At 64.4% G+C, this 26211-nt stretch carries 23 protein-coding genes; 6 read left to right on the top strand and 17 right to left on the bottom strand.

Annotation, left to right across the window (positions count from 1 at the left end; genetic code table 11):
* Window positions 1-16: 16 nt before the first annotated feature.
* From dctA to gltA, 4 genes are all read right to left on the bottom strand, one after another.
* Window positions 17-1318, bottom strand: a complete 1302-nt coding sequence (dctA, locus tag ACFSNN_RS30300; protein ID WP_134464131.1) for a C4-dicarboxylate transporter DctA — start codon at window positions 1316-1318, stop codon at window positions 17-19.
* Window positions 1315-2283: a LysR family transcriptional regulator gene (locus ACFSNN_RS30295; RefSeq protein ID WP_134464129.1), complete on the bottom strand. Its 969-nt coding sequence runs from the start codon at window positions 2281-2283 to the stop codon at window positions 1315-1317. The genes dctA and ACFSNN_RS30295 overlap by 4 nt, the downstream gene beginning before the upstream one ends.
* Before the next feature lie 296 nt (window positions 2284-2579).
* Window positions 2580-4853: an amylo-alpha-1,6-glucosidase gene (locus tag ACFSNN_RS30290; protein ID WP_134464127.1), complete on the bottom strand. Its 2274-nt coding sequence runs from the start codon at window positions 4851-4853 to the stop codon at window positions 2580-2582.
* Window positions 4854-5064: 211 nt separating this feature from the next.
* Window positions 5065-6363 (bottom strand): citrate synthase, encoded by a 1299-nt coding sequence (gltA, locus tag ACFSNN_RS30285; protein WP_134464125.1) that lies wholly within the window; start codon window positions 6361-6363, stop codon window positions 5065-5067.
* Window positions 6364-6773: 410 nt separating this feature from the next.
* On the opposite strand from gltA, the gene ACFSNN_RS30280 reads away from it, so the two are divergent.
* Window positions 6774-7175, top strand: coding sequence for a hypothetical protein (locus tag ACFSNN_RS30280; protein ID WP_012427389.1), 402 nt, complete (start codon window positions 6774-6776; stop codon window positions 7173-7175).
* A 120-nt stretch (window positions 7176-7295) separates the two neighbouring features.
* On the opposite strand, the gene ACFSNN_RS30275 is transcribed toward ACFSNN_RS30280, so the two are convergent.
* The 3 genes from ACFSNN_RS30275 to ACFSNN_RS30265 all read right to left on the bottom strand — a co-directional run bounded on the left by ACFSNN_RS30275 (window position 7296) and on the right by ACFSNN_RS30265 (window position 10286).
* A complete protein-coding gene (locus ACFSNN_RS30275; protein WP_134465606.1) occupies window positions 7296-8102 on the bottom strand; it encodes an alpha/beta fold hydrolase in 807 nt (268 codons plus the stop codon).
* Window positions 8103-8383: 281 nt separating this feature from the next.
* Entirely contained in the window at window positions 8384-9436 is a 1053-nt protein-coding gene (gene mreB, locus ACFSNN_RS30270; RefSeq protein WP_134464123.1) for a rod shape-determining protein, read from the bottom strand.
* A gap of 190 nt (window positions 9437-9626) precedes the next feature.
* Window positions 9627-10286 carry an alpha/beta hydrolase gene (locus tag ACFSNN_RS30265; protein ID WP_134464121.1) on the bottom strand — a complete coding sequence of 220 codons (660 nt, stop codon included), beginning with the start codon at window positions 10284-10286 and terminating at the stop codon, window positions 9627-9629.
* A 225-nt stretch (window positions 10287-10511) separates the two neighbouring features.
* Between ACFSNN_RS30265 and ACFSNN_RS30260 the strand changes: the two genes are divergently transcribed.
* Entirely contained in the window at window positions 10512-12143 is a 1632-nt protein-coding gene (locus ACFSNN_RS30260; RefSeq protein ID WP_377747419.1) for a DHA2 family efflux MFS transporter permease subunit, read from the top strand.
* A gap of 66 nt (window positions 12144-12209) precedes the next feature.
* On the opposite strand, the gene ACFSNN_RS30255 is transcribed toward ACFSNN_RS30260, so the two are convergent.
* On the bottom strand, window positions 12210-12962 hold the full coding sequence (locus ACFSNN_RS30255) for an AraC family transcriptional regulator (protein WP_134464119.1): 753 nt from the start codon (window positions 12960-12962) through the stop codon (window positions 12210-12212).
* Between the two features lie 167 nt (window positions 12963-13129).
* On the opposite strand from ACFSNN_RS30255, the gene ACFSNN_RS30250 reads away from it, so the two are divergent.
* From ACFSNN_RS30250 to ACFSNN_RS30235, 4 genes are all read left to right on the top strand, one after another.
* Entirely contained in the window at window positions 13130-14044 is a 915-nt protein-coding gene (locus ACFSNN_RS30250; protein WP_134464117.1) for a glutaminase, read from the top strand.
* A 385-nt stretch (window positions 14045-14429) separates the two neighbouring features.
* Window positions 14430-15293: a PadR family transcriptional regulator gene (locus tag ACFSNN_RS30245; protein WP_134464115.1), complete on the top strand. Its 864-nt coding sequence runs from the start codon at window positions 14430-14432 to the stop codon at window positions 15291-15293.
* Between the two features lie 96 nt (window positions 15294-15389).
* Window positions 15390-16241, top strand: coding sequence for a siderophore-interacting protein (locus tag ACFSNN_RS30240; protein WP_134464113.1), 852 nt, complete (start codon window positions 15390-15392; stop codon window positions 16239-16241).
* 108 nt (window positions 16242-16349) lie between these two features.
* Entirely contained in the window at window positions 16350-17606 is a 1257-nt protein-coding gene (locus tag ACFSNN_RS30235) for an MFS transporter (protein ID WP_134464111.1), read from the top strand.
* Window positions 17607-17657: 51 nt separating this feature from the next.
* On the opposite strand, the gene ACFSNN_RS30230 is transcribed toward ACFSNN_RS30235, so the two are convergent.
* The 9 genes from ACFSNN_RS30230 to ACFSNN_RS30190 all read right to left on the bottom strand — a co-directional run bounded on the left by ACFSNN_RS30230 (window position 17658) and on the right by ACFSNN_RS30190 (window position 26157).
* Window positions 17658-18743 carry an AI-2E family transporter gene (locus tag ACFSNN_RS30230; protein ID WP_134464109.1) on the bottom strand — a complete coding sequence of 362 codons (1086 nt, stop codon included), beginning with the start codon at window positions 18741-18743 and terminating at the stop codon, window positions 17658-17660.
* Between the two features lie 191 nt (window positions 18744-18934).
* Window positions 18935-19177, bottom strand: a complete 243-nt coding sequence (locus tag ACFSNN_RS30225; RefSeq protein WP_134464107.1) for a CsbD family protein — start codon at window positions 19175-19177, stop codon at window positions 18935-18937.
* A 78-nt stretch (window positions 19178-19255) separates the two neighbouring features.
* The gene (locus ACFSNN_RS30220; protein ID WP_134464105.1) at window positions 19256-19438 is read right to left on the bottom strand and encodes a CsbD family protein; all 183 of its coding nucleotides are present in this window, start codon (window positions 19436-19438) and stop codon (window positions 19256-19258) included.
* 219 nt (window positions 19439-19657) lie between these two features.
* Entirely contained in the window at window positions 19658-19912 is a 255-nt protein-coding gene (locus tag ACFSNN_RS30215; protein WP_134464103.1) for a hypothetical protein, read from the bottom strand.
* A gap of 70 nt (window positions 19913-19982) precedes the next feature.
* Complete coding sequence (locus tag ACFSNN_RS30210; RefSeq protein WP_134464101.1) at window positions 19983-21131, bottom strand: enoyl-CoA hydratase/isomerase family protein; 1149 nt, start codon at window positions 21129-21131, stop codon at window positions 19983-19985.
* The gene (locus tag ACFSNN_RS30205; protein WP_134464099.1) at window positions 21128-21946 is read right to left on the bottom strand and encodes an enoyl-CoA hydratase; all 819 of its coding nucleotides are present in this window, start codon (window positions 21944-21946) and stop codon (window positions 21128-21130) included. The genes ACFSNN_RS30210 and ACFSNN_RS30205 overlap by 4 nt, the downstream gene beginning before the upstream one ends.
* On the bottom strand, window positions 21943-22857 hold the full coding sequence (gene mmsB / locus ACFSNN_RS30200) for a 3-hydroxyisobutyrate dehydrogenase (protein ID WP_134464097.1): 915 nt from the start codon (window positions 22855-22857) through the stop codon (window positions 21943-21945). Before mmsB ends, ACFSNN_RS30205 begins: the two co-directional genes overlap by 4 nt.
* A gap of 24 nt (window positions 22858-22881) precedes the next feature.
* Window positions 22882-24393: a CoA-acylating methylmalonate-semialdehyde dehydrogenase gene (locus tag ACFSNN_RS30195; protein WP_134464095.1), complete on the bottom strand. Its 1512-nt coding sequence runs from the start codon at window positions 24391-24393 to the stop codon at window positions 22882-22884.
* A 72-nt stretch (window positions 24394-24465) separates the two neighbouring features.
* Window positions 24466-26157 (bottom strand): AMP-binding protein, encoded by a 1692-nt coding sequence (locus ACFSNN_RS30190; protein WP_134464093.1) that lies wholly within the window; start codon window positions 26155-26157, stop codon window positions 24466-24468.
* Between the last annotated feature and the right edge of the window lie 54 nt (window positions 26158-26211).

Here is a 26211-nt window from a genome sequence, read left to right as displayed (position 1 = left end):
TCAGGCGGCCTTCCTGTCAGGTTCCCGGCGTATTTCTCGCGGGGTGGTCCGCGCCGCTGGGCGCAGTCGCCCCGAGCATCTGCGCGAGACGCGTACGATCGCAAGCCCCTTCCCACATCGACACGAAGATCACTGCGCAGGCGTTGCTGATCACGCTGGTCAGCGCGCGCGCCTCGGACATGAAACCGTCGATGCCTACCAGTAGCGCCACTCCCGCTACGGGCAAATCGGGAATCACCGTCAGCGTCGCGACCAGCGCCACGAGTCCGCTACCCGACACGCCCGCCGCCCCTTTCGAAGTGAGCAGCATAACCGCGAGCATTAGCGCGATCCGCGGCGCGGTAAGCGGCACGTCGCACGCCTGCGCTATGAACACCGAGGCGAGTGTCAAATAGATCGCGGTGCCGTCGAGATTGAACGAATAGCCGGCGGGCAGCACGAGTCCCACCACCCCCTTGTCGCAGCCGAGCGCTTCCAGCTTCACGATCAGGCGCGGCAGCACCGGCTCCGTCGACGACGTCGCGAGAACGATGAGCAACTCCTCGCGCAGATAGCGCAGCAGCCGCCAAAGCGCGAAACCGTGGAACCGCGCGAGCGCGGCGAGCACCAGCGCAACGAACAGCAGGCACGCCACGTAGAAGGACACCATCAGCATGCCGAGTGAGCCGACCGAGCGGATGCCGAAGCGGCCCACCGTGAACGCCATCGCCCCGAATGCGCCGAGCGGCGCCAGTCGCATGATCATCGCGAGGACGCGAAAGAGGGTTTGGGCGATGCCGTCGATGAGGGCGAGCACCGGCCTGCCCGCCTTCGGATAGGCATTGAGCGAAAAGCCGAAGAGCAGCGAGAGCAACAGGACTGGCAACACCTCGCCTTTGTCGAAGGCGCCAAGCATCGTTTCGGGGATGACGTTCAGCGCAAACGCGACCAGGCCGCGCGGCTGCGCGTGCTTCCCATATTGCGCGAGGATACTTGTGTCGAGATGCTGCGCGTCGATGTGCATACCCGCGCCGGGCTGGAGCGCGAAAGCGGTCACGAGGCCTAGCGCGAGCGCCACGGCGGTCAGCAAATAGAAGAGGCCCAGCGCCTGAAAGATCGTGCGCGCGATCGCCTTCCCGCTCGCAAGCGACGTGATCCCCGAGACGATAGTACAGAAAACGATCGGCGCAATCATCATCCTCACCAGACCGACGAACGCGTCGCTGAAAGGTCTGAGCCGCGCACCGACTTCAGGCAGGAAATGACCGAGCGCGATGCCGAGCACCACGCCCAGCAGGACCTGCACATAGAGTGAACGAAGCGATCTCGCCACCCTCACGATGCGGCCTTCCCGCCTGGCTGCTTTTTCGCGGACGCGTTATTGTCCGATGCGTCGCTGTCTGCGACGCCGCCGCGCCTCATCTCGACAATGGCTTTGTGAAACTCCCGCGCGGCCGGTGTAAGCGGACGTCCGCGGCGTGTCACGATGCCCACCCGCCGCTTCACCACCGGTTCGACGAGCGGCACACTTGTGAGGATGGGGTGTTCGCGTCCGGGCATGGCCATCGACGGTACCGCGGCGACGCCCAGCCCCGCTTCGATCAGGCCGAGCATGGTGGTGACGTGGCGCGTCTCGCAGACGCTCGGCGCACGCGGCGCGACGGTCGAGAGCGCCTGGTCGAGCAGAAGGCGGTTGCCGGAAGTCTTGTCCAGGGAGACGTACTCGTGCTCGTAAAGCTCGTTCCAGGTAACACGCTTCTTGAGCGCGAGCGGATGGTCACGACGGCAAGCGGCAACGAAGCGCTCCTGCAGCAGGACCTTGAACTCGACCTCGGACTCCTGGCTGCCCATAAAACTCACGCCGAAATCCGCCTCACCGCTGATGACGGCGCCAAGCACCTCATTCGCGCTCGAATCCAGCAGCTTGACCCTGATGCGCGGGAAGCGGCGATGATAGCTCGCGATCACGTTCGGCAGAAAATAGTAGGCGACCGAAGGCACGCAGGCGATCGTCACATGGCCCAGTCGGCTGGAAGAAACGTCGCGGATGCCGAGCAGGGCGACGTCGAGATCATTGAGCAGTTGTTCCGCGCTCGGGGCGAACACACGGCCAACGGTGGTAAGCGTGACACTGCGCGTGGTGCGCTCGAAAAGACGCACACCGAGTGCCTCCTCGAGCTTTTCGATGCGGCGGCTCAAGGCCGGCTGCGAGATGCTGACCGCCTCGGCGGCCTTGCGGAAGCTCCCCAGTTCCACCACCGCGCGAAACGCCTGCAAGTCGTTTAAATCGAAGTTGACGCCCACGGATCACCCTCCACATTCTCGATGTGGACATTTTGCCTCACACGGCTCATGAATCATCTGGAATGGGTCATCGCGCGACAACGGCGCTTCGATGGAGAGGAGCGGTATCGTGATTGCAGGCTAAATTTCGTTTGCAACTTCGATTTCGAAGCACGCGAGTCGCAAGCCAGATTGGTTTGCGAGCCGCGCGCCATGAACCTTTTACAACCGCTTTATATCGATCATCTAGCCTGCGTCACTTGAACAGCTATGGTTTGCGAGCCAACCCAACGGTTCGACGCGCTTTCAACACCTGTTCAAAGAAGCGCGATCACCCGCACGTCGCCCTGCTCCGCCGAGGCCACCACCTTGTCGCCGATGCGGCGGAACGTGATCGACACCGAGGCATCGCCCACCCGCAGGTCGCCCACTTCGAGCCAGTCGATGCCTTCGGGCAGCATCGGCTGCTCGATCAGCACTTCGCGCCGCTCGGCGTCGATCGTGATGCCCAGACACGCTTCGAGCATCATGAACGGCGAGCCCGCTGCCCACGCCTGCGGCAGACAGGCGACCGGATACGCGGTGGGCGGCTCGCCGCGCCGCCGTAGGAAGCCGCAGAAGAGTTCAGGCAAGCGCATGTCGAAGTTGACCGCCGCCTGAAACAGCGCCTGCAACAGACGCACCGCCGCCGCCTTGCCGCCGTAGCGCGACAGGCCGCGCGCGCAGAGCGCGTTGTCGTGCGGCCAGACCGAGCCGTTGTGATACGCCATGGGGTTGAAACGCGACTGGCTCGCGGCCAGCGTGCGCACGCCCCAGCCGGTGTGGAACAGCGTGGAGTCGAGCGCGCGCACCACCGCTTCGCCACGCTCGCGCGAAGGCAGACCGAAGGCCAGCAAGTGTCCCGCGTTCGAAGCCATCACGCGGCACAGTTCGCCGTGTCCGTCGAGCGCGATGCCGTAGAAGCCGGCCTCTTCCATCCAGTATTTTTCTTCGACGCACTGACGGATTTTCTTCGCACGCTCGCTGTATTGCGCCGCCGCGTCATGCAGGCCGCGCAGCTTCGCGAAGTGCGCCATGGTGTCGAACGCGGCGCTCGCATAGGCCTGCACTTCGACGAGCGCAATCGGCCCGTCGGGGAAGCGGCCGTCGGCGTGAAAGACGGAGTCGTGGCTGTCCTTCCAGCCTTGATTCGCGAGACCGCCGTCCGATTCGCGCTGATAGTCGAGCAGCCCGTAACGGTTCTTGTCGCACACGCCCGCGACCCACTGCGCCGCGCGCTCCAGCGCCGGCCACAATTCGTCGATCAATGCGAGGTCGGCTGTGCGTGCCGCGTAGGCGCCGGCCAGCACGATGAACAACGGCGTGGTGTCGACGCCGCCGTAGTACAGCGCGAACGGCACTTCGCCGGTCGCGGCCATTTCGCCCTTGCGCATCTCGTGCATGATCTTGCCGGGCGCGGCATCGCGAAACGGTGAATTCTCGCGCGCCTGATGTTCGGCAAGAAAGCGCAATACGCCCGCGGCCAATTGCGGCTGCAGCCACAGCGTTTGAAGCGAGGTGATGACGGCGTCGCGGCCGAACGGCGTGGAGAACCACGGAATGCCGGCATACGGGTACGGACCGGTCACGAGGTCCGTGGTCAGGAGGCCAAGGTCGGCGAGCGAGCGGTCGATCCACGCATTGAACAGCGGATTGCTGGAACGCACGCGCGCGGTGACGCGGCGGCGCTCGCGCATCACGAGGTGGGCGTCGACGAGCGCGGCGCGCACGGCAGCACGGCCGACACGCGGACGCTCGGCATCGATCTGCGACAGGTGCGCTTCGCTCAATGCATGCGTGGGCTGCGAGACGCCGGCAATCGGCTTGTCCGTCTGCGCCACGACCTGCACCGACACCGACAGATAGATCGACACGCACGCCTGAGCCGGCAGCTTGACGGTGTAATCGGCGCGGTCGGCGAACAGTTTGTCCGGTTCGGGCGAGAAAGCGATCTGCACATTGCGCGCCACATCGTCGAGGCCCACGTAGCCGAGCAGCACTTCCCGATTCTCGACGCGCGCCGGTTCGACGCGGCCCTGCTTTGCGCGCTTCAGGCCGCGCACTTCGAACATGTCGCGAAAGTCGCTGGCGAACGAGATGGACAGCGGCACCACGGCGTCGCTCGTGCCGTAGTTGGTGAGTTCGATGGCTTCGTTGAGCACGGTGCCCGACAGCACCCGCACGCGCTCGACGTGGATCACGCCCTCGGGCGTGCTGTCACCGCCGAGCGGCGGCAACGGACGATTGGTCAGATGCGCGGTGAACGACGTATTGTCGCTGCTGACACTGCCTGATAACAGCGACGGCGCGCGTCCGCCGAAAGTGAGGCGCAGTTGCGAGAGAACACGGGTGTCGTTGACGAACAGGCCGTCGTCGTGGCCGGTAATATCGCCAAGCGGATCGTTGACGATGAAGGTGTCGCCCGACTTCAGCACATGCTGAGTGGCGCTCGCCACATTGAGGTTTTCTGTCGGGATGAATGCGCCGTCCGGCTCGGGTTCGCGGTGATCTATTCCGCCCGAAAGGCCGCCGAGGGCTTCTGGCTGCTGCATCAGGGTCACTCCTATGGGTTCGCTGTTGCGTTCGGTCTACATCCGGTTGCTACCTGAGTCGCTTCCGATTGTAGAGGGTCTGTCCGCATCAGACGAACTTATCACAAGGGAGTTTCGGTTTTTTTTCAGTGGCACAGGACGTGCAGAGGAAGGGCGCGGCGCTCCTCGTGAAAGCGCCGCGCGGGCGTCGGGCGGATGCGTGCCCGACGCTTTAGCGTTTGGCCAGCGGCGTGGCTTCGCGTTGCGATTCGCCGACGAACAGCTGACGCGGACGGCCGATCTTCTGTTCCGGATCGGCGATCATTTCGTTCCACTGCGCAATCCAGCCGACCGTGCGCGCCATCGCGAAGATGCACGTGAACATGGCCGTCGGAATGCCGAGCGCGCGCTGCACGATACCCGAGTAGAAGTCGACGTTCGGATACAGCTTGCGCGACACGAAGTATTCGTCTTCCAGCGCGATCTTTTCGAGCGCCATGGCGAGCTTGAACAGCGGGTCGTCGTGCAGGCCCAACTCTTCCAGCACTTCGTGACAGGTCTCGCGCATCAGCTTCGCGCGCGGATCGTAATTCTTGTAGACGCGGTGACCGAAGCCCATCAGCTTCACGCCGGAATCCTTGTCCTTCACCTTCGCGATGAATTCGGGGATGTTGTCGACCGAGCCGATTTCTTCCAGCATGTTCAGCGCGGCTTCATTCGCGCCGCCATGCGCCGGGCCCCACAAACATGCGATACCGGCCGCGATACACGCGAACGGATTCGCGCCCGACGAGCCGGCGAGACGCACGGTCGAGGTCGATGCATTCTGTTCGTGGTCCGCATGGAGGATCAGGATGCGGTCCAGCGCGCGCACCAGCACGTCGTTGACCTTGTACTCTTCCGCCGGGTTCGAGAACATCATGCGCATGAAATTCGCGCTGTACGACAGGTCGTTCTTCGGATAAACGAACGGCTGACCCACAGTGTATTTGTACGCCATCGCCACCAGCGTGGGCAGCTTCGCGATCATGCGGATCGCGGAGATATCGCGGTGCAGCGGATTGGCGATGTCGAGCGAGTCGTGATAGAACGCCGACAGCGCGCCCACCGCGGCGACCAGAATCGCCATCGGGTGCGCATCGCGACGGAAACCGCGGAAGAAGAAGTGCATCTGGTCGTGCACCATCGTGTGCTGCGTGACGGTCTTGACGAACTCTTCCTTCTGCTGCGCGTTCGGCAATTCGCCCTTCAGCAGCAGGTAGCAGGTTTCGAGGAAGTCGGCGTTCTGCGCCAGATTGTCGATCGGATAACCGCGGTACAGCAGCTCGCCTTTGTCGCCGTCGATATAGGTGATTTCGGAGTTGCATGCCGCCGTCGACATGAAGCCCGGGTCGTACGTGAATTTGCCGGTCTGGCCGTATAGCTTGCGGATGTCGATCACATCCGGTCCGAGCGTGCCCTGATAAATCGGCAAATCGATAGTCTGGTCGCTGTCGGAAAAGCTCAGCGTTGCGTGTGTCTTCGAGTTCATCTACACGTTCCTTTTACTTTCACATCGCACACGTGCCGGCATGCTCGATCGTCGTAAGCGCTTTGGCATGCTCAGGCTCCGCTCGGCATTTTAAGGTCCCGCGGCCCTCCCATTGCGACGATTGACCGCAACAATGCATCTCGGCTCGCGCAACATTCGTTGCCCGCATTTCCTCCTGCAAGGCTCGGCGTCGCGGCGATACCGGCTGCGCGCCGCGCTGCACGCATCGCCAGCAAAATGAAAGCTGAGCGCTTATCGCAACAATGTGTTGCGGCAGGCGGGCTGCGAACGCCAGGGTGCATCTGCGATACTGCATTCGTGTTTTGCTTCCCCTGCGAACACATCGCTGTGTTTGGCCCGCCGTCCTGCGGCGGGCTTTTTTAATCAGCCAGAAGAACAGGAAGGACCCCATGAACGCCTCGCTCGAAACGCTGTTTCCGGATCACGTCCACACCGACGAGAACATCGTCACCGCGCTGAATCACCAGGACATTGTCGTCGCGCTCTCGGCAGCGCTGAAGACGCAAGACGTAGCGGTGTTGCATATGCTTTACCCGCGTACCGACGCGCGCACGCATCGCAGCCTCGATGCGCTCGTGGATGTGCTGCACGGCCACGGCCTGCATGAAGTCGCGGATCTGATCGCGCAGGAAGCGCACTATCTGCTGTTCAAAGACCCCGTGAAAGCGTGGAAAGCGTTCCACGAAATCCGCAACGACTCGCTCGCGATCGGCGTGCATCTGTACTATCACGGCCTCGTCGGCGAAGCGGCGGAACGCGCGCTCGATAAAGACGCGCATCGCAAGGCATAAGCTCGAGCGTTTGAAGGGTTGCCGGGATCGAGCCAGCTTGCGGATCATCGTCGCGAGCGCGAGCCAACCGGCGCGGTGCTGTCGTGCATTGATTGCACGTTTATTACGCGCTCATTGCGCTCATTGCGCTCGTTGTGCACATTGCGCGCTTACTGAACGAATGAATTCGTCGACGTAACGATTGAACGCCGACGGATGCGCGAGGTTCATTCCGTGCGACGCCCCGCGCACCGTTTCGCGGCGCGCATCCGGCAGCCAGTTTTGCAGCGCGGCCGCGGTACGGCGAAACATCTCGGGACTCTTTTCTCCGTCGATCAGCAGAACCGGGCATCGCACCTCGGCGGCTTGCTCGGGAACATAGGCGGGTAACGGATCGCGAAATTGAGGCGCGAGAGTGTGCGCATTGTCGGTCGCCATCCTGCGAAAACCCGGCGTGCTCATTGCCCAGAATCCGGGCCGGCTGACCGAGTCGACGAACAGCTGCAGGCCCGCCTCCACCTCCCCGCTTTCGATCAGTTGCGCCGCTTTCGCGCGCAACGCATTGACCGTCTCCGGCAAACTCGCGGGCGGGCGTCCGGCAATCTGCAACGGACCACCCGGGTCGGCGAGCGTCAATGTCCGCACGTGTTCAGGATGACGCCGCGCGAAATGAAACGTCACGCAACCGCCGCGCGAATGTCCCACCACGTGCGCCGGCCCCACGCCGAACCGCTCGATGAATTCCGCCACTTCGTTCGCGTGCTCGCTCCAACTGAACGGCAGGCCGGGCTCGGTATCGGCCGCCGGCCAGTAGTGCGTAAGACTCACCGCGACACAACGATAGCGCTTCGACAGGCCCGCGAGTTGCGGCTGCCAGTAGCGGTAGTCGCATAACGAACCGTGCACGAACAGCAGCAATTCACCTTCGCCGGCTTGCACGTAAGGCATGCGCAAACCGCTTCGCAGTTCGATGAAAGATGCCGAAGAAGACGCAGCGCGCAAAGATTGATTCACGAGTAGTTGCGGGTAGCGCGGCAACGCCTGAGTGCGGCGCTGTCGACTCGACATGGAATGGGGGAAAGGAAACGCGTGCAAGTCCCTGAATCTGGGACGCGAAGCGTATTGTCACATAGCCTGTCGAGCGGCGTGGAAGGCTGCTTCGGAGCCTGCTTCAGCGGCCGGACGCGAGCATGGCGATAGCAGCAGCGCCGCCAGCCCCACGCGCAAACTCATTCGTAAGCGAATTCGTCCAGCAGACCGGCGGTGGCCGCCGTGCCCGCGCCGCGTACCGCGCAGGTCAGCGGTTCATCGGCGACGCGCACGTCGAGGCCGATTTCGTCCGTCAGGCGGCGGCTCAGGTTGCCGAGCAGCGCACCGCCGCCCGTCAGCACGATGCCGTTGCTGGCGATGTCGGTCACCAGTTCGGCCGGCGCCTCTTCGAGCCCACGCTTGACCGCGCCGATCATCTGACGCAGCGGACCTTCGATCGCATCGGCGATATCGTGGTTGCTCAGTTGAACCGTGCGCGGCAGGCCGTCGTCGACGCTGCGGCCGGTCGCGTTCATATGCTCGCGCGGCACGTCGCGCATGGCCGAGCCGATGCTTTTCTTGACGTGCTCAGCGGTCTGTTCGCCGAGCAGCACGCCGTACAGATTGCGTACGTAGCTCACGATCGCCATGTCGAAGCTGTCGCCGCCCACGCGGATCGAGCCGCTATACGCCATGCCGCCGAGCGCGATCACGCCGACTTCCGTCGTGCCGCCGCCGATATCGACCACCATCGAACCGGTCGCCTCCGACACCGGCAAACCGGCGCCGACCGCCGACGCCAGCGATTCGCCGATCAGGCTCACCTTCCACGCGCCGGCCGCCACGGCCGCTTCCTTGATCGCGCGGCGCTCGACTTGGGTCGCGCCGGCCGGCACGCACAAGGTGAACGCGGCGCGGCGGCTGAACAGCGGCCGCGGGCGCGCCATCTCGACGAATTGCCTGATCATGTGTTCGGCAGCGGAGAAGTTTGCGATCACGCCGTGGCGCATCGGCCGCACCGCTTCGAGGTTGGTCGGCGCGCGGCCCAGCATCTGGCGCGCCTGGGTGCCGACCGCGGCGACGCGTTTTGGCCGGTCGGCGGTGTCTTTCTCGAAGCACACGACGGACGGCTGGTTCAGCACGATGCCGCCGTCGTCGGTATAGATCAGGGTGTTGGCCGTGCCGAGGTCCACCGTCACGGATTGACGGAACAAGCGATCGAAAAGCGGGTAATGCGGCGTCGGTCTGGCCATAGGAAGGCTCTGATGTGTCGTTATCCGCCCGTACCGGGCAGTCTGGAAAATGCGCCCCCGGTCACCCGAGCCGCTTGGGCCGCCCTGTCGGGCGTTCCGCGGTCCGCGCGGCGGGGGTGATTTTCATGCTTATGAGCAGTTAACGGCAAGCAGATCAGAATCTTTAGCGCGGCTTTTCGATCGGAGCGTGTCAGCCGCGCGACAAAGCGCCCAGCGCGTGTTCCAGCGCCTCCTGGCCGAGCGCGACGCCATCGGCGTTGATCGTGTGGCCGGTGCCGGGCAGCGCGTAGGCGTCGACGGTATAGCCGGCGCTGTTGAAGGCGTCGGCGGCGGATTCGAGTTCCTGCACCGGGATCACTTGGTCGTCCTCGCCGTGGATCAGCGTGAGCGCCGTGCCGTTTTGCGCGACGATCACCGAGGCGAGCCGCCCCGAATACGCGACCACACCGGCCGCGCCTTCCGCGCTGGTCGCCACATGGTGCATCGCCATGATCGAGCCTTGCGAGAATCCGACCAGCGCCAGGCGCCCGAACGACACCTGCCAGTGCGCGAGTTCGGCTTCGAGCATGCGCCGCAACGCCGGATAGGCCGCGGCGACGCGCGCCTCGCGATTGCCTTCGTCGACGTCGCGCAGGCTGAACCACTGGCGCCCGCCGAAGCCGCCGTCGAAGGCGTCGGTGCCGTCGAGCGAGGTGAAGGCCACATCGGGCAGGCTCTCGCTCCAGATGTCCGCCAGCGGCATCAGGTCGCGCGCATTGCTGCCGACGCCGTGCATCAGCACCACCAGCCCTTTGGCAGGCGCGCTCACCGGCGCGCGCCGCCAGCCGTGTTCGAATTGCTCCCAGGCCATATTCGTTCCTTTTCTCTCTTGATTCGTGGATGGTCGTCCCGCACGCGCGACTGCACCGCGTCGTCATGGATAGCGCCGTGCGCTGCATGCAGCCTCAGCCGCGAGCATACGCTGCCGGATTTGTTTTCGCCCTCGCCTTTGCGCGCGCCGACGACGTCCAAACGTGAATGCAGGTATGCTTTTGCGAGCATTCAGCGGACCTGCGGCCCGGCGCATCGCGCCGGCATGAAATACAACCTCAACGCAGCCCGTCCGCGGCACACCGATCCGGAGAACCGCTTGAGCCAGCCCACTTCCGCGCCCGCCGCGCCGCCGCCCGCACCACCGCCGCCGCTGAAGGGCGGCCAACTGGTGCTCGCCACGATTGCCGTCGCGCTCGCCACCTTCATGAATGTGCTGGACACGTCGATCGCCAATGTTGCGATCCCAACCATTTCGGGCAACCTCGGCGTCTCGGTGGATGAAGGCACGTGGGTCATCACCGTGTTCGCCGCGGCCAACGCCGTGTCGATCCCGCTCACCGGCTGGCTCACGCAACGCATCGGCCAGGTGAAGCTGTTCGTCGGCGCGATCCTGATGTTCGTGCTGGCATCGTGGTTGTGCGGCATTGCGCCGACGCTGCCGATCCTGCTGCTCGCGCGGGTCTTTCAGGGCGCCGTGGCCGGCCCGCTGATTCCTTTGTCGCAAGCCATTCTGCTCGGCTCGTATCCGAAGGAGAAATCGTCGACCGCGCTTTCCTTATGGGCGATGACCGCGACCGTCGGCCCGATTGCGGGCCCGGCGCTGGGCGGCTGGATCACGGATAGTTACAGCTGGTCATGGATCTTCTACATCAACATTCCGGTCGGCATTTTCGCGGCCGGCGTCACGTGGATGATCTATCGGACCCGCGAGTCGCCGACCCGCAAGCCGCCCATCGACGTGGTCGGACTCGGTCTGCTGATCACGTGGGTCGCCTCGCTGCAGATCATGCTGGACAAGGGCAAGGATCTCGACTGGTTCGCGTCGCCGGTGATCGTGATTCTCGGCATCACCGCGCTCATCAGCTTCGCGTTCTTCCTTGTGTGGGAATTGACCGAGGACCATCCGATCGTCGATTTGCGGCTGTTTCAGCAGCGCAATTTTCTCGGCGGCACGATTGCGATTTCGGTCGCGTATGGCGTGTTCTTCGGCAATCTCGTGCTCCTGCCGCAATGGATGCAGGAGTATCTGAATTACCGCTCCGTCGACGCCGGTCTCGTCACCGCCCCGCTCGGCATATTCGCGGTGATCCTCGCTCCGGTGATGGGCCGCGTGCTGCCGCGCTCGGATGCGCGCGTGATCGCCACGATGGCGTTTGTCGGCTTCGCGATCGTGTTTTACATGCGCTCGAAATATGTGATCGAGATCGACACGTGGCATCTGGTCCTACCGACTCTGCTGCAAGGCATTCCGATGGCGCTGTTCTTCGTGCCGCTGACCGCGATCATCCTGGCCGGCCAGCCGCCAAACAAGATTCCCGCGGCGGCGGGTCTGTCCAATTTCGCCCGCGTGTTCTGCGGCGCGGTGGGCACCTCCATCGCCGGCAACGAATGGAACAACCGTACCGTGCTGCATCACGCGCGGCTCACCGAGCAGGCCTCCATCAATAACCCGACCTTCAATCAGCAGATCGACTCGACCCAGTCGCTGCTGCATATGAATCCGCAATCGGCCCATGCGTTGTTCGATTTCACCGTGAACACGCAGGCGGCCATGATGGGCCTGAACGATATCTTCTTCGTCTCGGCGGTCATCTTCATTCTGATCATTCCGCTGATCTGGATTACGCGGCCGGCCAAGGGCGGTGGCGGCCCGGACGCGGCCGGCGCGCATTGAGAGTGCGACAGTGTCCTTGAGGCTGCCTCGAGCAGCCTGCTACCGGGGGCGGGCGACGGTGATGCGTTAGCGGAAATAGCGCGCGGGCGTGTCGCCGAACGCGTCCCGGAACACCGCAATGAACGACGACACGTCGCTGTAGCCCACTTCGAGCGCCACCTGCGTGACGCTCGCGCCGCCGCCGAGATGTTCCAATGCGACCAGCAGGCGAAGTTGCTGGCGCCACTGCCCGAAAGTTTGCCCCGTTTCCTTGACGAACAGGCGCGCCGCCGTGCGGGCCGTCACGCCGGCGGCCGCGGCCAGATCTTCGAGTACCGCGGCGTCGGACGGATTGGCGCTCAGCGCGTCGGCGATCCGCTGGGCGCGTGGATCGCGCGGCCAGTTCAACCCTAGCGGCGCAGAGCGCAGACCCGGCAGCCGGTCCAGCAATACTTGCACGAGACGCGCGGCCGGTTCGTCGAACGGCTGGTCGTACGGCAGATCGGCCGCGGCGATCAGCAACGCCGCCACCAGCAGGTCGGGCACGACGGCGCCGCTGTGCGGCGCAAGCGGCGCGGCGTCAGGCGCGACATGGAGCGAATGAAATTCGACGGGACCCGCGGCGGACAAGCGGTGCAGCAGACCCGCGGGCATCCAGACCGCGTGACCCGGCGGCACCACCCAGCGCTCGGTCTCGGTGCGCACGATCAGCACCCCGGCGCTCACGTGGATCAGCCGCGCGCGACGATAGGCGGCCAACGGTTCGTCCAGCGTCTCGTACCGCTCGGCCGTCACGAACACCGGTTGCTCGACGCCGTCTGGATCGAAAGTCTCCATCATGGAGTCCGTTTTGCCCTGTTGTTGCCGGAAAGGCAGCAAGATTAGCATAGCCGGTCGAGGCGCTCGCCGAACGTCGCGTGTGCCGGATTGCGGCGCACGGCGCTGTGCCGCACGAGCAATTCGCTCCGGCTTGCCAGTAGAATTGCGGCTCCAACGGTCCGAGCCCAATGAACTACGCATCCATCCTCGAACAGATCCGCGGCGATCTGCAGCCTTTTCTGGGCGCCGGCAAGGTGGCCGATTACATTCCCGAACTCGCCACGGTGCCCGCCGACAGTTTCGGCATGGCGATCGTCACGGCGTCGGGTGAAATTTTCCGCACCGGCGAGGCCGACACGCGCTTTTCCATTCAGAGCATTTCCAAGCTGTTCGCCTGCACGCTCGCGTTCCAGTTGCTCGGCGACGCACTGTGGGAACGCGTCGGCCGGGAGCCCTCGGGCACCGCGTTCAATTCGCTCGTCCAGCTTGAAAGCGAGCGCGGCAAGCCGCGCAATCCGTTCATCAACGCCGGCGCGCTGGTCGTGACCGATGTGCTGTGCCGCCGCTTCGTGCAGGCCGAGACGGCGCTGGTCGAATTCATGCGACGGCTCACGGGCGAAACCGGCATCGACTACGATTCGCGCGTCGCTCAGTCGGAGCTGCAGCACGCCCACCGCAACCGCGCGATGGCACATTTCATGGCGAGCTTCGGCAACATGGAGATGCCGCCGGAAGTGGTGGTCGATGCTTATTGCCGTCAATGCGCGATCTCGATGAGTTGCGTCGAGCTCGCGAAGGCGGCGCTATTCCTGACCAATCACGGCGTGGCGCCGGCCACCGGCGAACGGATTCTCGACACGAGTTCGGCCAAACGCCTTTCCGCGCTGATGCTGACCTGCGGCACTTACGACGCGGCGGGCGATTTCGTCTACCGGGTCGGCTTGCCGGCGAAAAGCGGTGTGGGCGGCGGGATCGTCGCCGTGCTGCCGGGGGAGATGGCGGCGTGCGTGTGGTCGCCGGCGCTGGATAGCAATGGCAACTCGGCGGCGGGGGTGCTGGCGCTGGAGTGGTTGACGACTTATACGGGGCAGTCGATTTTTTGAGTGTGATGGGCGGGTGAGCGCGCGGCGCTCGCCCGCCCTTGCAACCTACCTCGCCCACCCCCACTCCCTCCGCCGGTACAGTCTCATAAGCGGTCGCCCCGACCACCCGCTCGTTCACCCCATCCTCGAACTCGATCGAGTTGAACTCGTCGATCATCTCGATACGCGGCGCGGGCCGCCCCTTCACCAGCCCCCCGAACACACCGAATTGCAAGCATGCTCGTCGCGTCTCGGCTACCGCCGATGCCGCGCGGAGAAGCAATCCGGCGCTTCAGATCAATTTCACGAGAGCATGAAAGACGACCATCGCAAAAAAGGAATTTGACAAACTATCTTTAGATATATATCTTAAGACACATCTTAAGACACAAACGGAGTACCCAAGATGCGTCATCATCACCGTTTTTCCCGTCCGCGCATGGCGGACGACAGTTTCCCCCTCGGCCACGAGCGTGGCACACTCCATGCCTTTTGGCATGCCTTCGCCCGCGACCACGACCACCGCGAAGAACGCGGCCGCGATGAGCACGACGAATCCCGTACCGCCCCCCACAGCGGCCCAACTCGTCACGGCCACGACCGCTTCGCGCTGCACGCGCTGTGGCACGCCATCGGCCGGCATCACGAGCATCGCGGCGGCGGTCGTGGCGGGCGCTTCGGCGGCGGCGCGGGCGGCTTCGGCGGCGACGGTGACGGTTTTCCGCGCGGCCGCAAATTCAGCTCCGACGACCTGCAACTGCTGCTCCTCTCGATGATCGGCTCGCAGCCCAGCCACGGCTATGAACTGATCAAGGCGCTTGAAACGCGCTCCAACGGTTTTTACAGCCCGAGCCCGGGCATGGTCTATCCGGCGCTCACGTATCTGGAAGAACTCGGCTACGTGACCGTGCAGCTCGAAGGCAACCGCAAGCGCTACGAGCTGTCGAAAACCGGCCGCGAATATCTGGCCGCCAACCGCGACCGCGTCGAATTGATGCTGGCCAAGCTGAGCCATATTGCCCGCAAGATGGATTCGGTGCGCCGCGCGTTTGCCGGCGAAGAGCCGGCCGACATCAGCGAAGGCGGCTGGCTGCCCGAGCTGAGCGAAGCGCGCCGCGCGTTGAAGCATGCGTTGCTGCGCCGTGACAACGCGCCGGCGGCGCAACAGCGCCGCATCGCTGAAATTCTGCTGCGCGCGGCCAAAGAAATCGAAAGCGAAATCGAGCCGGACAGCAGCAAGAACGGCGACAACGCCGGGCCGGCCGTCTGAACTCGCACCGCCCGTTGACGGCGCGCTCATGCGCGCCGGGAGCCCCGCTTGCGCGCGTAAACGCTCGCTCATCGAACGAACAGGAGAAGCACCCTCATGCTGACTAAAGACCATCAAGCCGCGAACCAACCCGATAGCCAAACCGGCCTCGCCGTCCACCGCGTACGCCATCCGCTGAAATTCCGTCTGCTGCAAGTCAAGCAGGTGCGCGTGCTGACCCCGCATCTGATCCGCGTCACGTTCACGGGCGAAGATCTGCACGACTTCGTCTCCGCATCGTTCGACGACCACCTCAAGGTGTTCTTCCCCGAACCCGGCGCGGACAAACCGGTGCTGCCGGAAGCGGGCCCCGACGGTCCGGTGTTTCCCGCCGGCCAGCCGCGTCCGGTCGCACGCGATTTCACGCCGCGCCGCTTCGATCGCGAGGCGCGCGAACTCGACATCGAGTTCGCCATGCACGAAGCGGGCCCCGCGGCGACGTGGGCGGCGCAAGCCAAAGTGGGCCAGTATCTCGGCATCGGCGGCCCGCGCGGTTCGCTTGTGATACCTAAGGGTTTCGACTGGCATCTGCTGATCGGCGACGATACCGCGTTGCCCGCCATCGCCCGGCGCCTCGAAGAGCTGCCGGCCGGCACGCGCGTCGCGGCGGTGATCGAAGTGGCCGATCCGTCGGCGCGAATCGAATTCACCACGCAAGCCGAGTTGCATCTCGTCTGGCGCTATCGCAGCGAAGCGGGTGTGCGCGGCGACGCCTTGCTGCAGGCGGTACGCGACATCTACCTGCCCGAAGATGGCGAAGGCTACGTATGGGCAGCCGGCGAATCCGCGACCATACGCGCGGTGCGCTATCACCTGTGCACAGAACGCGGCGTCGCCAAATCACGCATTCGCGCGGCCAGCTACTGGAAACAGGGCGCCGAGGCGGTGCACGAAACGCTCGACGATTGAGCGTCGGCCGTCAGCCTAATCGCATGCGCCTTGCGGCGTGTGCGATGACGAGGCTCCGCCAGGCGCGCGAGCACTGTGCTTCCAAAAACAACAACAAGGAATCGATCGATGTACTCAATAAGCGCAAAGCACGAGCGCCGCCTGCTGTGGCTGCTCGCGCTGACGCAGTTCACCATCATCATGGACTTCATGGTGATGATGCCGCTCGGCCCGCAGATCATGCAGGCGTTTGCCATCACGCCAGCTGCATTCGCGACGGCCGTGTCGGCGTATTCGTGGTGCTCGGGACTGTCCGGCCTGTTCGCGGCGACCTATATCGACCGCTTCGACCGGCGCCGTCTGATGCTGACCATGTATGCGCTGTTCGCGCTGTCGAATCTGGCGTGCGCGCTGGCGAGCAGTTTTCCGCTGCTGCTTGCCGCACGCGCGTTCGCCGGCATCACGGGCGGCGTGCTCGGCTCGGTGATCATGGCGATCGTCAGCGACGTGATTCCGGTTCAGCGCCGTGGCGCCGCCACCGGCACGATCATGACGGCGTTTTCGCTCGCGGCGATCGCGGGCGTGCCGGCCGGCGTGATGCTGGGCGCGCACTTCGGCTGGGCGGCGCCGTTCTTTCTGCTGGTGGCGTTGTCGCTGCTCGTGTGGACGGCGGGACGGCAGTTGGTGCCGTCGCTGGCGGAGCATTTGAGCCGTCGTCAGCCGCCGCTCGCGGAGGTGCTGCCGGATTTGTGGCGGCTCCTGAGCAACCCGCGGCATCTGAATGCGTTTGCACTGACCTTCATGATGATGGTCGCGCACATGCTGGTGATTCCGTTCATTTCGCCGGTGCTGGTTGCCAATCACGGCGTGGCGCCCGAGCAATTGTCATGGCTCTATATGGCCGGCGGAGCGGCGACGTTCTTCACTTCGCGTCGCGTGGGCAGGCTCGCTGACAAGTACGGCACGCGGCGCGTGTTCAGAATCGCCGCCGTGCTCGCGTTCGCGCCGGTGCTGTTCGTCACCCATCTGCCGAATCTGCCGTTCTACGCGCTGGTGATGTTCTTCCCGGTGTTCATGGTGCTGATGTCCGGACGCATGGTGCCGATGCAGGCACTGCTGACCATCGTGCCCGAGCCTGCGCGGCGCGGCGCGTTCCTCAGCGCGAACAGCGCGCTCCAGGCGTTGGGCACGGGATGCGGCGCGTGGATCGGCGGCTTGATGCTCAGCAGTTCGCCGGACGGTCAGATCGTGGGGTACGGGACTGTCGGCTGGGCTTCGGTGGCGGTCGCGCTAGCCGGCGTGTTGTGGGTGTCCCGCGTGCGTGGCGCGCAAGCCGACGCGCCCGCGCCGGGCGTGATGCACGGTGAAGCGATCGGCGAAAGTTGATCGCGCGGCTCGCGCGGCGCTCTCTTGCAAGGCGCCGCGCGGACTCATGGATTAATCGGTCTTGCCGGTCAGCGCGCGGCGCGCGGCTTCGCCTTCATCGTGTGAAGCCGCATAGAACACGCGGGCCCGTCCAATGATGATTTTCAGCATGGCAATCACCGGCACGGCCAGGAAAATCCCCGCCACGCCGCCCAGCTGATCGCCGGCAAGCAAGCCGACGATGACGAGAAACGGACTGACCTCCACGCCTTCGCTCATCAGATACGGATTGAGCACGTAGTCCTGAAACAGCCGGTAGAGCGCGATAAAGATCACCAGCCACAGCAGATGCGGATAGCCGCTGAACACGGCCACCACCAGCGTGATCGCGACAGCGCCGAGCGGCCCGGCGAATGGCACGAACTCCAGCAAACCCGCGCTCACCGCCAGCAGAAACGCGTAAGGCACGCCGAGCAGCGAGAACGCCACGCCGTAGCAGATCAGCGTAGCCAGCGACAGAAACAGCAACGCCCGCACGTACTTCGACAACAGCACGTTCAGATCGGTCACGATCTCCGCCCACAAGGTGCGATGCCGGTCGTTCAGCAGATCGAGAAAGTCCTCGCGCATCTGCGGACCTTCCTTGATCAGCAGGAAGCTCAGAATCGGAATCAGCACGAGGTAGATCAGATTGCTGGCCGCGTGCATCACGCCGAGGCCGACGCTGCGCGCCATCGGCACCGCTTTGTCGGAACCCGTCTCGATCTGGCCGCGCACGAAATCGACGATCCGCTCGCGCAGCGGTTCCAGAAAATGCGGCAACGGAATGCGGTTGGGCACATCGGACTTCATCAACTGAGGCAGTTGCGCGAGCAGATGCGTCGCCTCGTCCTGCAACTGCACGCCGAAGATCGATCCGACCACCGCGATCACCGCGACGACCACGACGAACACCAGCGCGATCGACGCCACGCGCGGCATACGGCGCGGCCGGATGCGCTCGACGAGATCGACCATCGGATAGATCAGATAACTGAAGAAGACCGCGAACACCGCCACCAGCACGGTGGACGACGCCATATAGATGCAGAAAAACAGCAGCGCGATCAGAAGCGCGGTCCAGACCTGTCTGGCTGTGCGAACATCGAATCCCAGCATGAACCTTCCTCGAATAGACGATGAGATCCGGCGCCTCGAACGCGCCGGGAACACCGGGCAGGCATCGCAGACACAGCGCGCCCTGGCGAGCCAGGGCGCGCTGTGCAATCAAAGCAGCGTAAAACGCAGGAAAGAAAGGACGCGCCTGCGCCCGCGCACAAAACAAACGCAAGGCGCGGCGCGCGATGTAATCAGATCAGCTTGCCGAGCAGAAAGCCGACGCCGAGCGCGATCAGCAACGCACCGATTGGATTGTTGCGCGTCGTTTCGGCGACCTGATCGACGCTGTCGCCGTATTTCGCCTGCGCCTTGCCGGCTAACTGACGGACCTTGCCTTCGGCTTGCAATTCCGCATCTCCGGTCAGGCCGCCGACGGCGTCCTGCACCTTGCCCGCTGCATCCTTCACCGTACCTTCGAACTGATTTGAATTCATCGATCCTCTCCTTTGAACCGGGTCAACAAGCCGTCGCCGGCGGGAGCCGGCGCTCGATCCTGCTTACCGTCGTTACTGTTACCGCTTCACGCGAGCGCGCACGGCATCGGCGAACTGCCCTACTTTCGACTGCACCTTGCCCGTCAACTTCTCCGCCGCGCCCTTGGCCTGCGTCGTCCGGTTGCCGGTGACCTTGCCGATCGTTTCTCTCACGGAACCCTTGACCTGTTTCGCTGCACCTTCGACACGATTCCTGTCCATGACGGTTTCCTTGAAATGGTTGAATTGCACGAAAGACGCCGGCCGTCGAACTCGAGCGGGCGCGGCGGCAATCGCTGCCGGCGCTCGCCGCGGAACTCGCCTTGTCCCGGCGCAACCCCGCCCGACAGCGGCAAATGCACGTGACCGCCTGATACAGCGAGTCGTGGCTTGCGGCCTCTTCTACGTGCACCGACGCTAGCAGCGTCAGGTCAACCAAACTCAGCAGCATGATTCGTTCCCGAGCGCCGTCCACTGGTTAGAAAACCGGGCGAAGGTGGCGTACAGGTCGGCTTGGAGACGGGAGATTGAGGCTTCGAGCCTGGAGGCTTGGAGGGTTCGACGCTGCCAGACCTTGAGGCTCCGCGGCGCGGCGCAGGGTATGGAATAGAAAAGGTCGCCGGCAGCGAGTGAAATGATCTGCGGCAACTGGTGCCGGTTCGTCTGCGAGCGCAGAACGTTGTCGTCGGACGGCATGGCGCCCGGTTCTTCGGCTTGCAAGCGGGGAGCGGGCGCAACGGCCGCCCCGCTTTAACGCAATGTCACGTCAGCTCTGCTCCGCCCCCAACGCAGCCAGCGGATGCGCATCGCTCTTCCACGGCGAGGCGAGAAAATGCCTGACGCGCTCCGGCCGCACCTCGGCGAGCGTGGCGGGCGCCCAGCGGGCTTTGCGATCCTTGTCGATCAACTGGGCCCGCACGCCTTCGCAGAAGTCACCCTCCTCGATCACGCGTTTGACGATGCCGAGTTCCATGCGAAAGCACTCGGCCAGAGTCATCTGCCGGCCGCGCAACAGCGCCTCACGCGTGACGTACAGCATGGTGGGCGAATGACCGGTCAGCGCGTCGTAGGTGGACTGCAACCACTGCTTCACCTCGCGCGGCGGCTCGCGCAGCAAATCGTGCCGCACCGTCGCGACCATCCGGTCGATGCTCGAACGCCGATCGAAATGCCGCAAGATCAGCTGGGTGAACACCGCCAGCGGCGCGTGCGGAATGATATTGCACGGCGGCTCGAACACGCCGCGCAAGGCGGACATCAGATCGCCTTCGAGCGGCATGCGCTGCAGACGCTCTTCGAAACTGGCGAGCCATTCGGCCGGCACGCACAGATCCGCCAGTTGCAGGCGCAACGCGTCGGCGCCGGACAAGGTCACGCCGGTCAGCCCGACATACAACTCGAGTTCCGCCGGCATCACACTCAGAAAACGCGTCGCGCCGACGTCCGGCAGAAAGCCGATGCGCGTCTCCGGCATGGCGATCTTGCTGCGCTCGGTCACGATGCGCAGCCGCGCTCCCTGGCCGAGCCCCATGCCGCCGCCCATCGCAATGCCGTCGAGCAACGCGACCACCGGCTTCGGAAACATGTGCAGCGCATAGTCGAGCCGGTATTCGTCGACGAAGAACGCGAGCCAGCGGCTGTCGCTGTTCTTCGCGAGCCGCTGCACTTCGCGCACGTCGCCGCCGGCGCAGAAACCCTTGGCGCCCGCGCCTTTGAGCACGAGCGCGACGATGCCGTCGTCGGTGCGGCAATGCTCGACCAGCACGGCGAGCTCGCGCACCATCGCATGCGAAAGCGCATTGAGCGCGGCCGGCCGGTTCAGCGTGATGATCGCCACGCGATTCACCACGCGAAACAGGATCTCGCGTTCCGCTTCGAGGCTTGTATCGTGCGCGACGCTTTGCAAGGCGCTCATTGACGCGTCTCCGGTTGCGAGGCGTCGGTCTGCGCGGCCTGCGTCACCTGCCAGCGCGGCGGGCGCTTTTCGAGGAACGCATTGACGCCTTCGCGCTGATCGGCGCCGTCGAACAAATCGACAAAGCGCTCGCGCTCCAGCGCCAGCGCCGCCGAACGCGGCACGCCATTGCGGCCCTGATGAATCAGCGTCTTGCTGAAGCCGACCGCCTGCGGACTCAAGGTGGCGACGCGCGCGGCCATGACCAACGCCGCCTCGCGCGCCGCGCCCTTCTCCACTACTTCTTCGACTAGGCCGATGCGCAGCGCCGTCGCCGCATCGACGCGCTCGCCGGTCAGAATCATCCGTTTGGCCCAGCCTTCGCCGACCAGCCACGGCAGCGTCTGCGTGCCGCAACCGCAGGGCAGCAAGCCGACCGCGGTCTCGGGCAACGCCAGCAAGGCATGCTGTTCCGCGATGCGGATATCGCAAGCCAGCGCGCATTCGAGACCGCCGCCCATCGCATAGCCGTTGATCGCCGCGATCACCACGGGCCGCGCGTTCTGCAAGGTTTCAAACGCCGCGCCGAAACGCGCCGCCGCCGTGCGTGCGACTTCGCGATTGCCGTCGGCGAAGGTGTTCAGGTCGGCGCCCGCGCTGAAGAACTTGGGGCCGTCGCCGGTGACCACGATGGCGCGCACGCGCGCCTCGCCGTTCAAACGTTCGACGATCCCCTGTAATTGCAGCAAGCCCTCGGGCGTAAACGCGTTGACCGGCGGCCGCTTAAGCGTGAGTTGCGCGACGGCGCCGTCGTGCGCGTAGTCGAGTTCGATCATGCCGCGCCTCCGTCCTTACTGCCCAGGCCGTCCTGACGATACAGCTTGATGACCGCGGAAAAGTCGAGACGTCCCGCGCCTTTCGCGCTCATCGTTTGATAAAGCTGTTGCGCCAGTGCGCCGAGATAAACCGGTTGACGCGCGGTTTTCGCGGCGTCGGTGGCGAGGCCGAGGTCCTTAAGCATCAGATCCGTGCCGAAGCCACCCGTGTAACCGCGAGTAGACGGCGCGGTCTCGATCACGCCGGGCATCGGATTGTAGGTGTCCGAACTCCAGCAGCGCCCCGTCGATGTATTGATGATGCCACCCAGCACTTTCGGGTCGATGCCGAGCGCCTCGCCGAGCGACATGGCTTCGGCGACGCCCGCCATCGTGATGCCGAGCACGAGGTTGTTGCAGATCTTCGCGACCTGGCCCGTGCCGGTATCGCCGCAATGCACGATGTTCTTGCCCATCGCCGAGAGCACCGGCTTGACCTGCTCATACGCGCTCGCGCTGCCGCCGACCATGAAGGTCAGCGTGCCCGCCGCCGCGCCGCCGGTGCCGCCTGAAACCGGCGCATCGACGAAGGTGTTGCCGTTCTGCTGCGCGAGTTCGGCGAACGCCTTGACGCTCGCGGGATCGATCGTGCTCGAATCGACGATCGTCACGCCCTTCGCGATGCCGGCGAAAACGCCGTCGTCCGCGCTCAGCACGCTGCGCACATGCGCGGCGGCGGGCAGCATGGTGATCACGCATGCCGCGTCGGTTACCGCGGCTTTCGGCGATGCGGCCGCTTTCGCGCCCGCATCCACGAGCGCCTGCACGGCTTGCGCGTTGAGGTCGAATACGTTGACCGCGTGACCCGCCTTGAGCAGGTTGTGCGCCATCGGCGCGCCCATGTTGCCGAGTCCGATAAAACCTATTTTCATGATGTCTCCCGTGGACGCCAACATTCAGCGCAGGCTGATGGTCGTGTTGACGCCGTCGTTGACGGTGTCGTCGTCGAACCAGCGCGCGGTGACGGTCTTGGTCTGCGTGTAGAACTGCACGACCTGTTTGCCATAGGGGCCGAGGTCGCCGAGTTTCGAGCCGCGCGAACCGGTAAAGCTGAAGGATGGCACCGGCACCGGAATCGGAATGTTGATGCCGACCTGGCCGATATCGATCTCGCTCTGGAACTTGCGCGCCGCCGCGCCGCTCTGCGTGAACAGGCCCACGCCGTTGCCGAACGGATTGCGGTTGACCAGCGCGATGGCGTCATCGAGCGTGGCCGCGTTCAGCACCACCAGCACCGGGCCGAAAATCTCCTGGCGATAGATTTCCATCTCGGTGGTGACATCGGAAAAAACCGTCGGGCCGATAAAGTTGCCTTGCTCGTAGCCGGGCACTTTAATGTCGCGGCCGTCGAGCGCGAGTGTCGCGCCTTCTTTCACGCCCGTTTCGATCAAGCCGAGAATGCGCTGCTTCGCCGCGCGCGAAACCACCGGGCCGATGTCCGTGTTCGGTTCGTTGCCCGCGTTGACTTTCAACGTCCTGGCCTTGGCGACCAGATCCGGCAACCATTGCTGCGCGGCACCCACCAGCACGACCACCGAGGTCGCCATGCAGCGCTGCCCCGCCGCACCAAAACCCGCACCGGCAAGCGCGTTCAAGGTCTGCTCGCGGTTCGCATCGGGCAGGACAACGGCGTGGTTCTTCGCGCCCATCATCGATTGCACGCGCTTGCCGTGCTCGCTGCCGAGGCGGTACACGTGCGTACCGACCGCCGTCGAGCCGACGAACGAAACGGCCTTCACGAGTTCGTGCGTGCAGAGCGCGTCGACCACTTCCTTGCCGCCGTGCACAACATTCAGCACACCCTTCGGCACGCCCGCTTCGAGCGCGAGTTCGACCAGTTGCATGGTCGAGAGCGGATCCTGTTCGGAAGGCTTCAACACGAAGGTATTGCCGCAGACGATCGCCATCGGGAACATCCACAGCGGGATCATCGCCGGGAAGTTGAACGGCGTGATGCCGGCGCACACGCCGATCGGCTGGCGCAGCGTGTAGGTATCCACGCCGCCCGCCACGTTCTCCGCGAATTCGCCCTGCTGCAAGGTGCCGATCGAGCATGCATGCTCGACCACTTCGAGGCCGCGAAAGATATCGCCTTCGGCATCCGGAATCGTCTTGCCCTGCTCCGCGCTCAAGGTCCTGGCAATACGCGGCGAATGCTCGCGAATCAGCGCCTGGTACTTCAGCATGATGCGCATGCGCGCGCCGATCGGCGTGTCCTTCCAGGTCTTGAACGCGGCGTGGGCGGAACGGATGGCTTCGTTCACTTCAGCGGCGGTGGCGAACGGCACGCGCGCCAGCACCTCTTGCGTGGCGGGATTGACGATGTCGCGCCATTCGGTGGTCTTCGACTCGACGAACTCGCCGTTGATCAGCAACTTGACGGTGGCAACGGCTGCATTTGCGCTCATGCTGGAACTCCTCCGCGGTGGCCGCGAGGCGGCCGGACAGTGACGGGAATCAAAAAGGATCGACGCAGAGAATCAACGCAGATCAGGGAAATCTTCTTCCCAATACTCGTCGGGCAGGCGCGCGGGTTCGGCCTCGCGCTCCATTTCGCGGCGTCGCAATTCGACGCGGCGAATCTTGCCGGAGATGGTCTTGGGTAATTCGCTGAATTGCAGGCGCCGAATCCGTTTGTACGGCGCGAGTTTTTCGCGCGAGAACGCGAATACGGCGCGCGCGAGTTCGGGGCCGGCTTCGTAACCCTGGCGCACAGTGACGAACGCCTTGGGCACCGACAGACGCAGCGCGTCGGCGCTCGGCACCACCGCAGCCTCGCCGATCGCCTCGTGTTCGATCAGCACGCTTTCGAGCTCGAACGGACTGAGGCGGTAATCGGACGATTTGAAGACGTCGTCGGCGCGGCCGACATAGACGTAGTAGCCGTCGTCGCGGCGCAGCGCCACGTCGGACGTGCGGTAGAAGCCGTTGCGCATGGCTTGCGCGGTGGCGCTGGCGTTGTTCGCATAGCTGGTCATCAGGCCGAGCGGCCGTTGCGCAAGTGGCAGCGAGATTTCGCCTTCGGTGACGGGCTGGTCATCGGCATCGATCAGTTCGATCGTGTAGCCCGGCAGCGGACGCCCCATCGAACCCGCGACAACCGGCTGGCCCGGCGAGTTGCCGATCTGGCAGGTGGTCTCGGTCTGGCCGTAGCCGTCACGGATCGTGATGTCCCACGCGTGCTTCACGCGCTCGATAACCTCGGGATTCAACGGCTCGCCGGCTCCGACGATTTCACGCAGCTTCACCGGATAGTCGCTCAGATGCTCCTGCACCAGCATGCGCCAGACAGTCGGCGGCGCGCACAGCGTGGTGATGTTGAAACGCACCAGCGCGTTCAGCGTGTCTTTCGGCACGAAGCGCGCAAAGTTGAAAACGAACACGCAGGCCTGCGCATTCCACGGCGCGAAGAAGCAGCTCCACGCGTGCTTGGCCCAGCCCGGCGAGCTGATATTCCAATGGATGTCGTTCGGTTGCAGGCCGATCCAGTACATCGTTGACAGATGGCCGACCGGATAGCTTTGATGCGTGTGTTCGACCAGCTTGGGCTTCGAGGTGGTGCCTGACGTGAAATACAGCAACATCGGATCGGTGGCCAACGTGACGCCTTCGGGCGTGAATTGCGGCGATGCGTCATAGGCCGCGGCCAGGTCGATCCAGCCGTCGCGCGGCGCGCCCACCGAGAGGCGCGTGAGCGGCGCTTCGAGCGCATCGAATTTGGCCAGCTCCGCGCTATCGACCACGGCGAAATTCGCGCCGCCGATCTGCACGCGATCGCGCACGTCGTCGGCGGAAAGCTGGGTGGTGGCGGGCAGCACGATCGCGCCGAGCTTCATGGCCGCGAGCATCACGTCCCACAGTTCGACGCGGTTCGGCAGCATCAGCAGCAGGCGATCGCCGCGGCCCACGCCCACGCCGCGCAGGAAATTCGCCATGCGCGCCGAGCGCTCCGACATTTGCGCGTACGACAGGCGCAGGCCTTCGGTGGCGGGATCGTCGACGATCCACAGCGCCGGGTTGTCGTTATCGCGCGCGATCACGTCGAAGTAGTCGAGCGCCCAGTTGAACTCGCCTAGTGCCGGCCACGCGAATTCGCGGTAGGCGCGGTCGTAGTCGGTTCGATGGCGCAATAACAGGTCACGCGCGTCGAAAAAGGCCTTCGCTGCAGTCATTGTCGTCTCCAGTTGGCGCGGTGTATCCGCTTCGCTTTTTTGTCCCGCTGCTGC

Source organism: Paraburkholderia dipogonis (assembly GCF_042680985.1).
GTDB classification, from domain to species: Bacteria; Pseudomonadota; Gammaproteobacteria; order Burkholderiales; family Burkholderiaceae; genus Paraburkholderia; species Paraburkholderia phytofirmans.
This window is presented reverse-complemented; position numbering and strand designations above follow the sequence as displayed.

Coding starts and splice junctions, on each gene's coding strand:
- ACFSNN_RS30240 (WP_134464113.1), top strand. CDS start 15,390: ATGCTGACTAAAGACCATCAAGCCGCGAACCAACCCGATAGCCAAACC.
- ACFSNN_RS30265 (WP_134464121.1), bottom strand. CDS start 10,286: ATGGCCTGGGAGCAATTCGAACACGGCTGGCGGCGCGCGCCGGTGAGC.
- ACFSNN_RS30260 (WP_377747419.1), top strand. CDS start 10,512: ATGAAATACAACCTCAACGCAGCCCGTCCGCGGCACACCGATCCGGAG.
- gltA (WP_134464125.1), bottom strand. CDS start 6,363: ATGAACTCGAAGACACACGCAACGCTGAGCTTTTCCGACAGCGACCAG.
- ACFSNN_RS30205 (WP_134464099.1), bottom strand. CDS start 21,946: ATGATCGAACTCGACTACGCGCACGACGGCGCCGTCGCGCAACTCACG.
- ACFSNN_RS30280 (WP_012427389.1), top strand. CDS start 6,774: ATGAACGCCTCGCTCGAAACGCTGTTTCCGGATCACGTCCACACCGAC.
- ACFSNN_RS30235 (WP_134464111.1), top strand. CDS start 16,350: ATGTACTCAATAAGCGCAAAGCACGAGCGCCGCCTGCTGTGGCTGCTC.
- ACFSNN_RS30250 (WP_134464117.1), top strand. CDS start 13,130: ATGAACTACGCATCCATCCTCGAACAGATCCGCGGCGATCTGCAGCCT.
- ACFSNN_RS30275 (WP_134465606.1), bottom strand. CDS start 8,102: ATGCCTTACGTGCAAGCCGGCGAAGGTGAATTGCTGCTGTTCGTGCAC.
- ACFSNN_RS30195 (WP_134464095.1), bottom strand. CDS start 24,393: ATGAGCGCAAATGCAGCCGTTGCCACCGTCAAGTTGCTGATCAACGGC.
- ACFSNN_RS30245 (WP_134464115.1), top strand. CDS start 14,430: ATGCGTCATCATCACCGTTTTTCCCGTCCGCGCATGGCGGACGACAGT.
- ACFSNN_RS30210 (WP_134464101.1), bottom strand. CDS start 21,131: ATGAGCGCCTTGCAAAGCGTCGCGCACGATACAAGCCTCGAAGCGGAA.
- ACFSNN_RS30230 (WP_134464109.1), bottom strand. CDS start 18,743: ATGCTGGGATTCGATGTTCGCACAGCCAGACAGGTCTGGACCGCGCTT.
- ACFSNN_RS30220 (WP_134464105.1), bottom strand. CDS start 19,438: ATGGACAGGAATCGTGTCGAAGGTGCAGCGAAACAGGTCAAGGGTTCC.
- ACFSNN_RS30190 (WP_134464093.1), bottom strand. CDS start 26,157: ATGACTGCAGCGAAGGCCTTTTTCGACGCGCGTGACCTGTTATTGCGC.
- mmsB (WP_134464097.1), bottom strand. CDS start 22,857: ATGAAAATAGGTTTTATCGGACTCGGCAACATGGGCGCGCCGATGGCG.
- ACFSNN_RS30215 (WP_134464103.1), bottom strand. CDS start 19,912: ATGCCGTCCGACGACAACGTTCTGCGCTCGCAGACGAACCGGCACCAG.
- ACFSNN_RS30225 (WP_134464107.1), bottom strand. CDS start 19,177: ATGAATTCAAATCAGTTCGAAGGTACGGTGAAGGATGCAGCGGGCAAG.
- ACFSNN_RS30255 (WP_134464119.1), bottom strand. CDS start 12,962: ATGATGGAGACTTTCGATCCAGACGGCGTCGAGCAACCGGTGTTCGTG.
- ACFSNN_RS30290 (WP_134464127.1), bottom strand. CDS start 4,853: ATGCAGCAGCCAGAAGCCCTCGGCGGCCTTTCGGGCGGAATAGATCAC.
- mreB (WP_134464123.1), bottom strand. CDS start 9,436: ATGGCCAGACCGACGCCGCATTACCCGCTTTTCGATCGCTTGTTCCGT.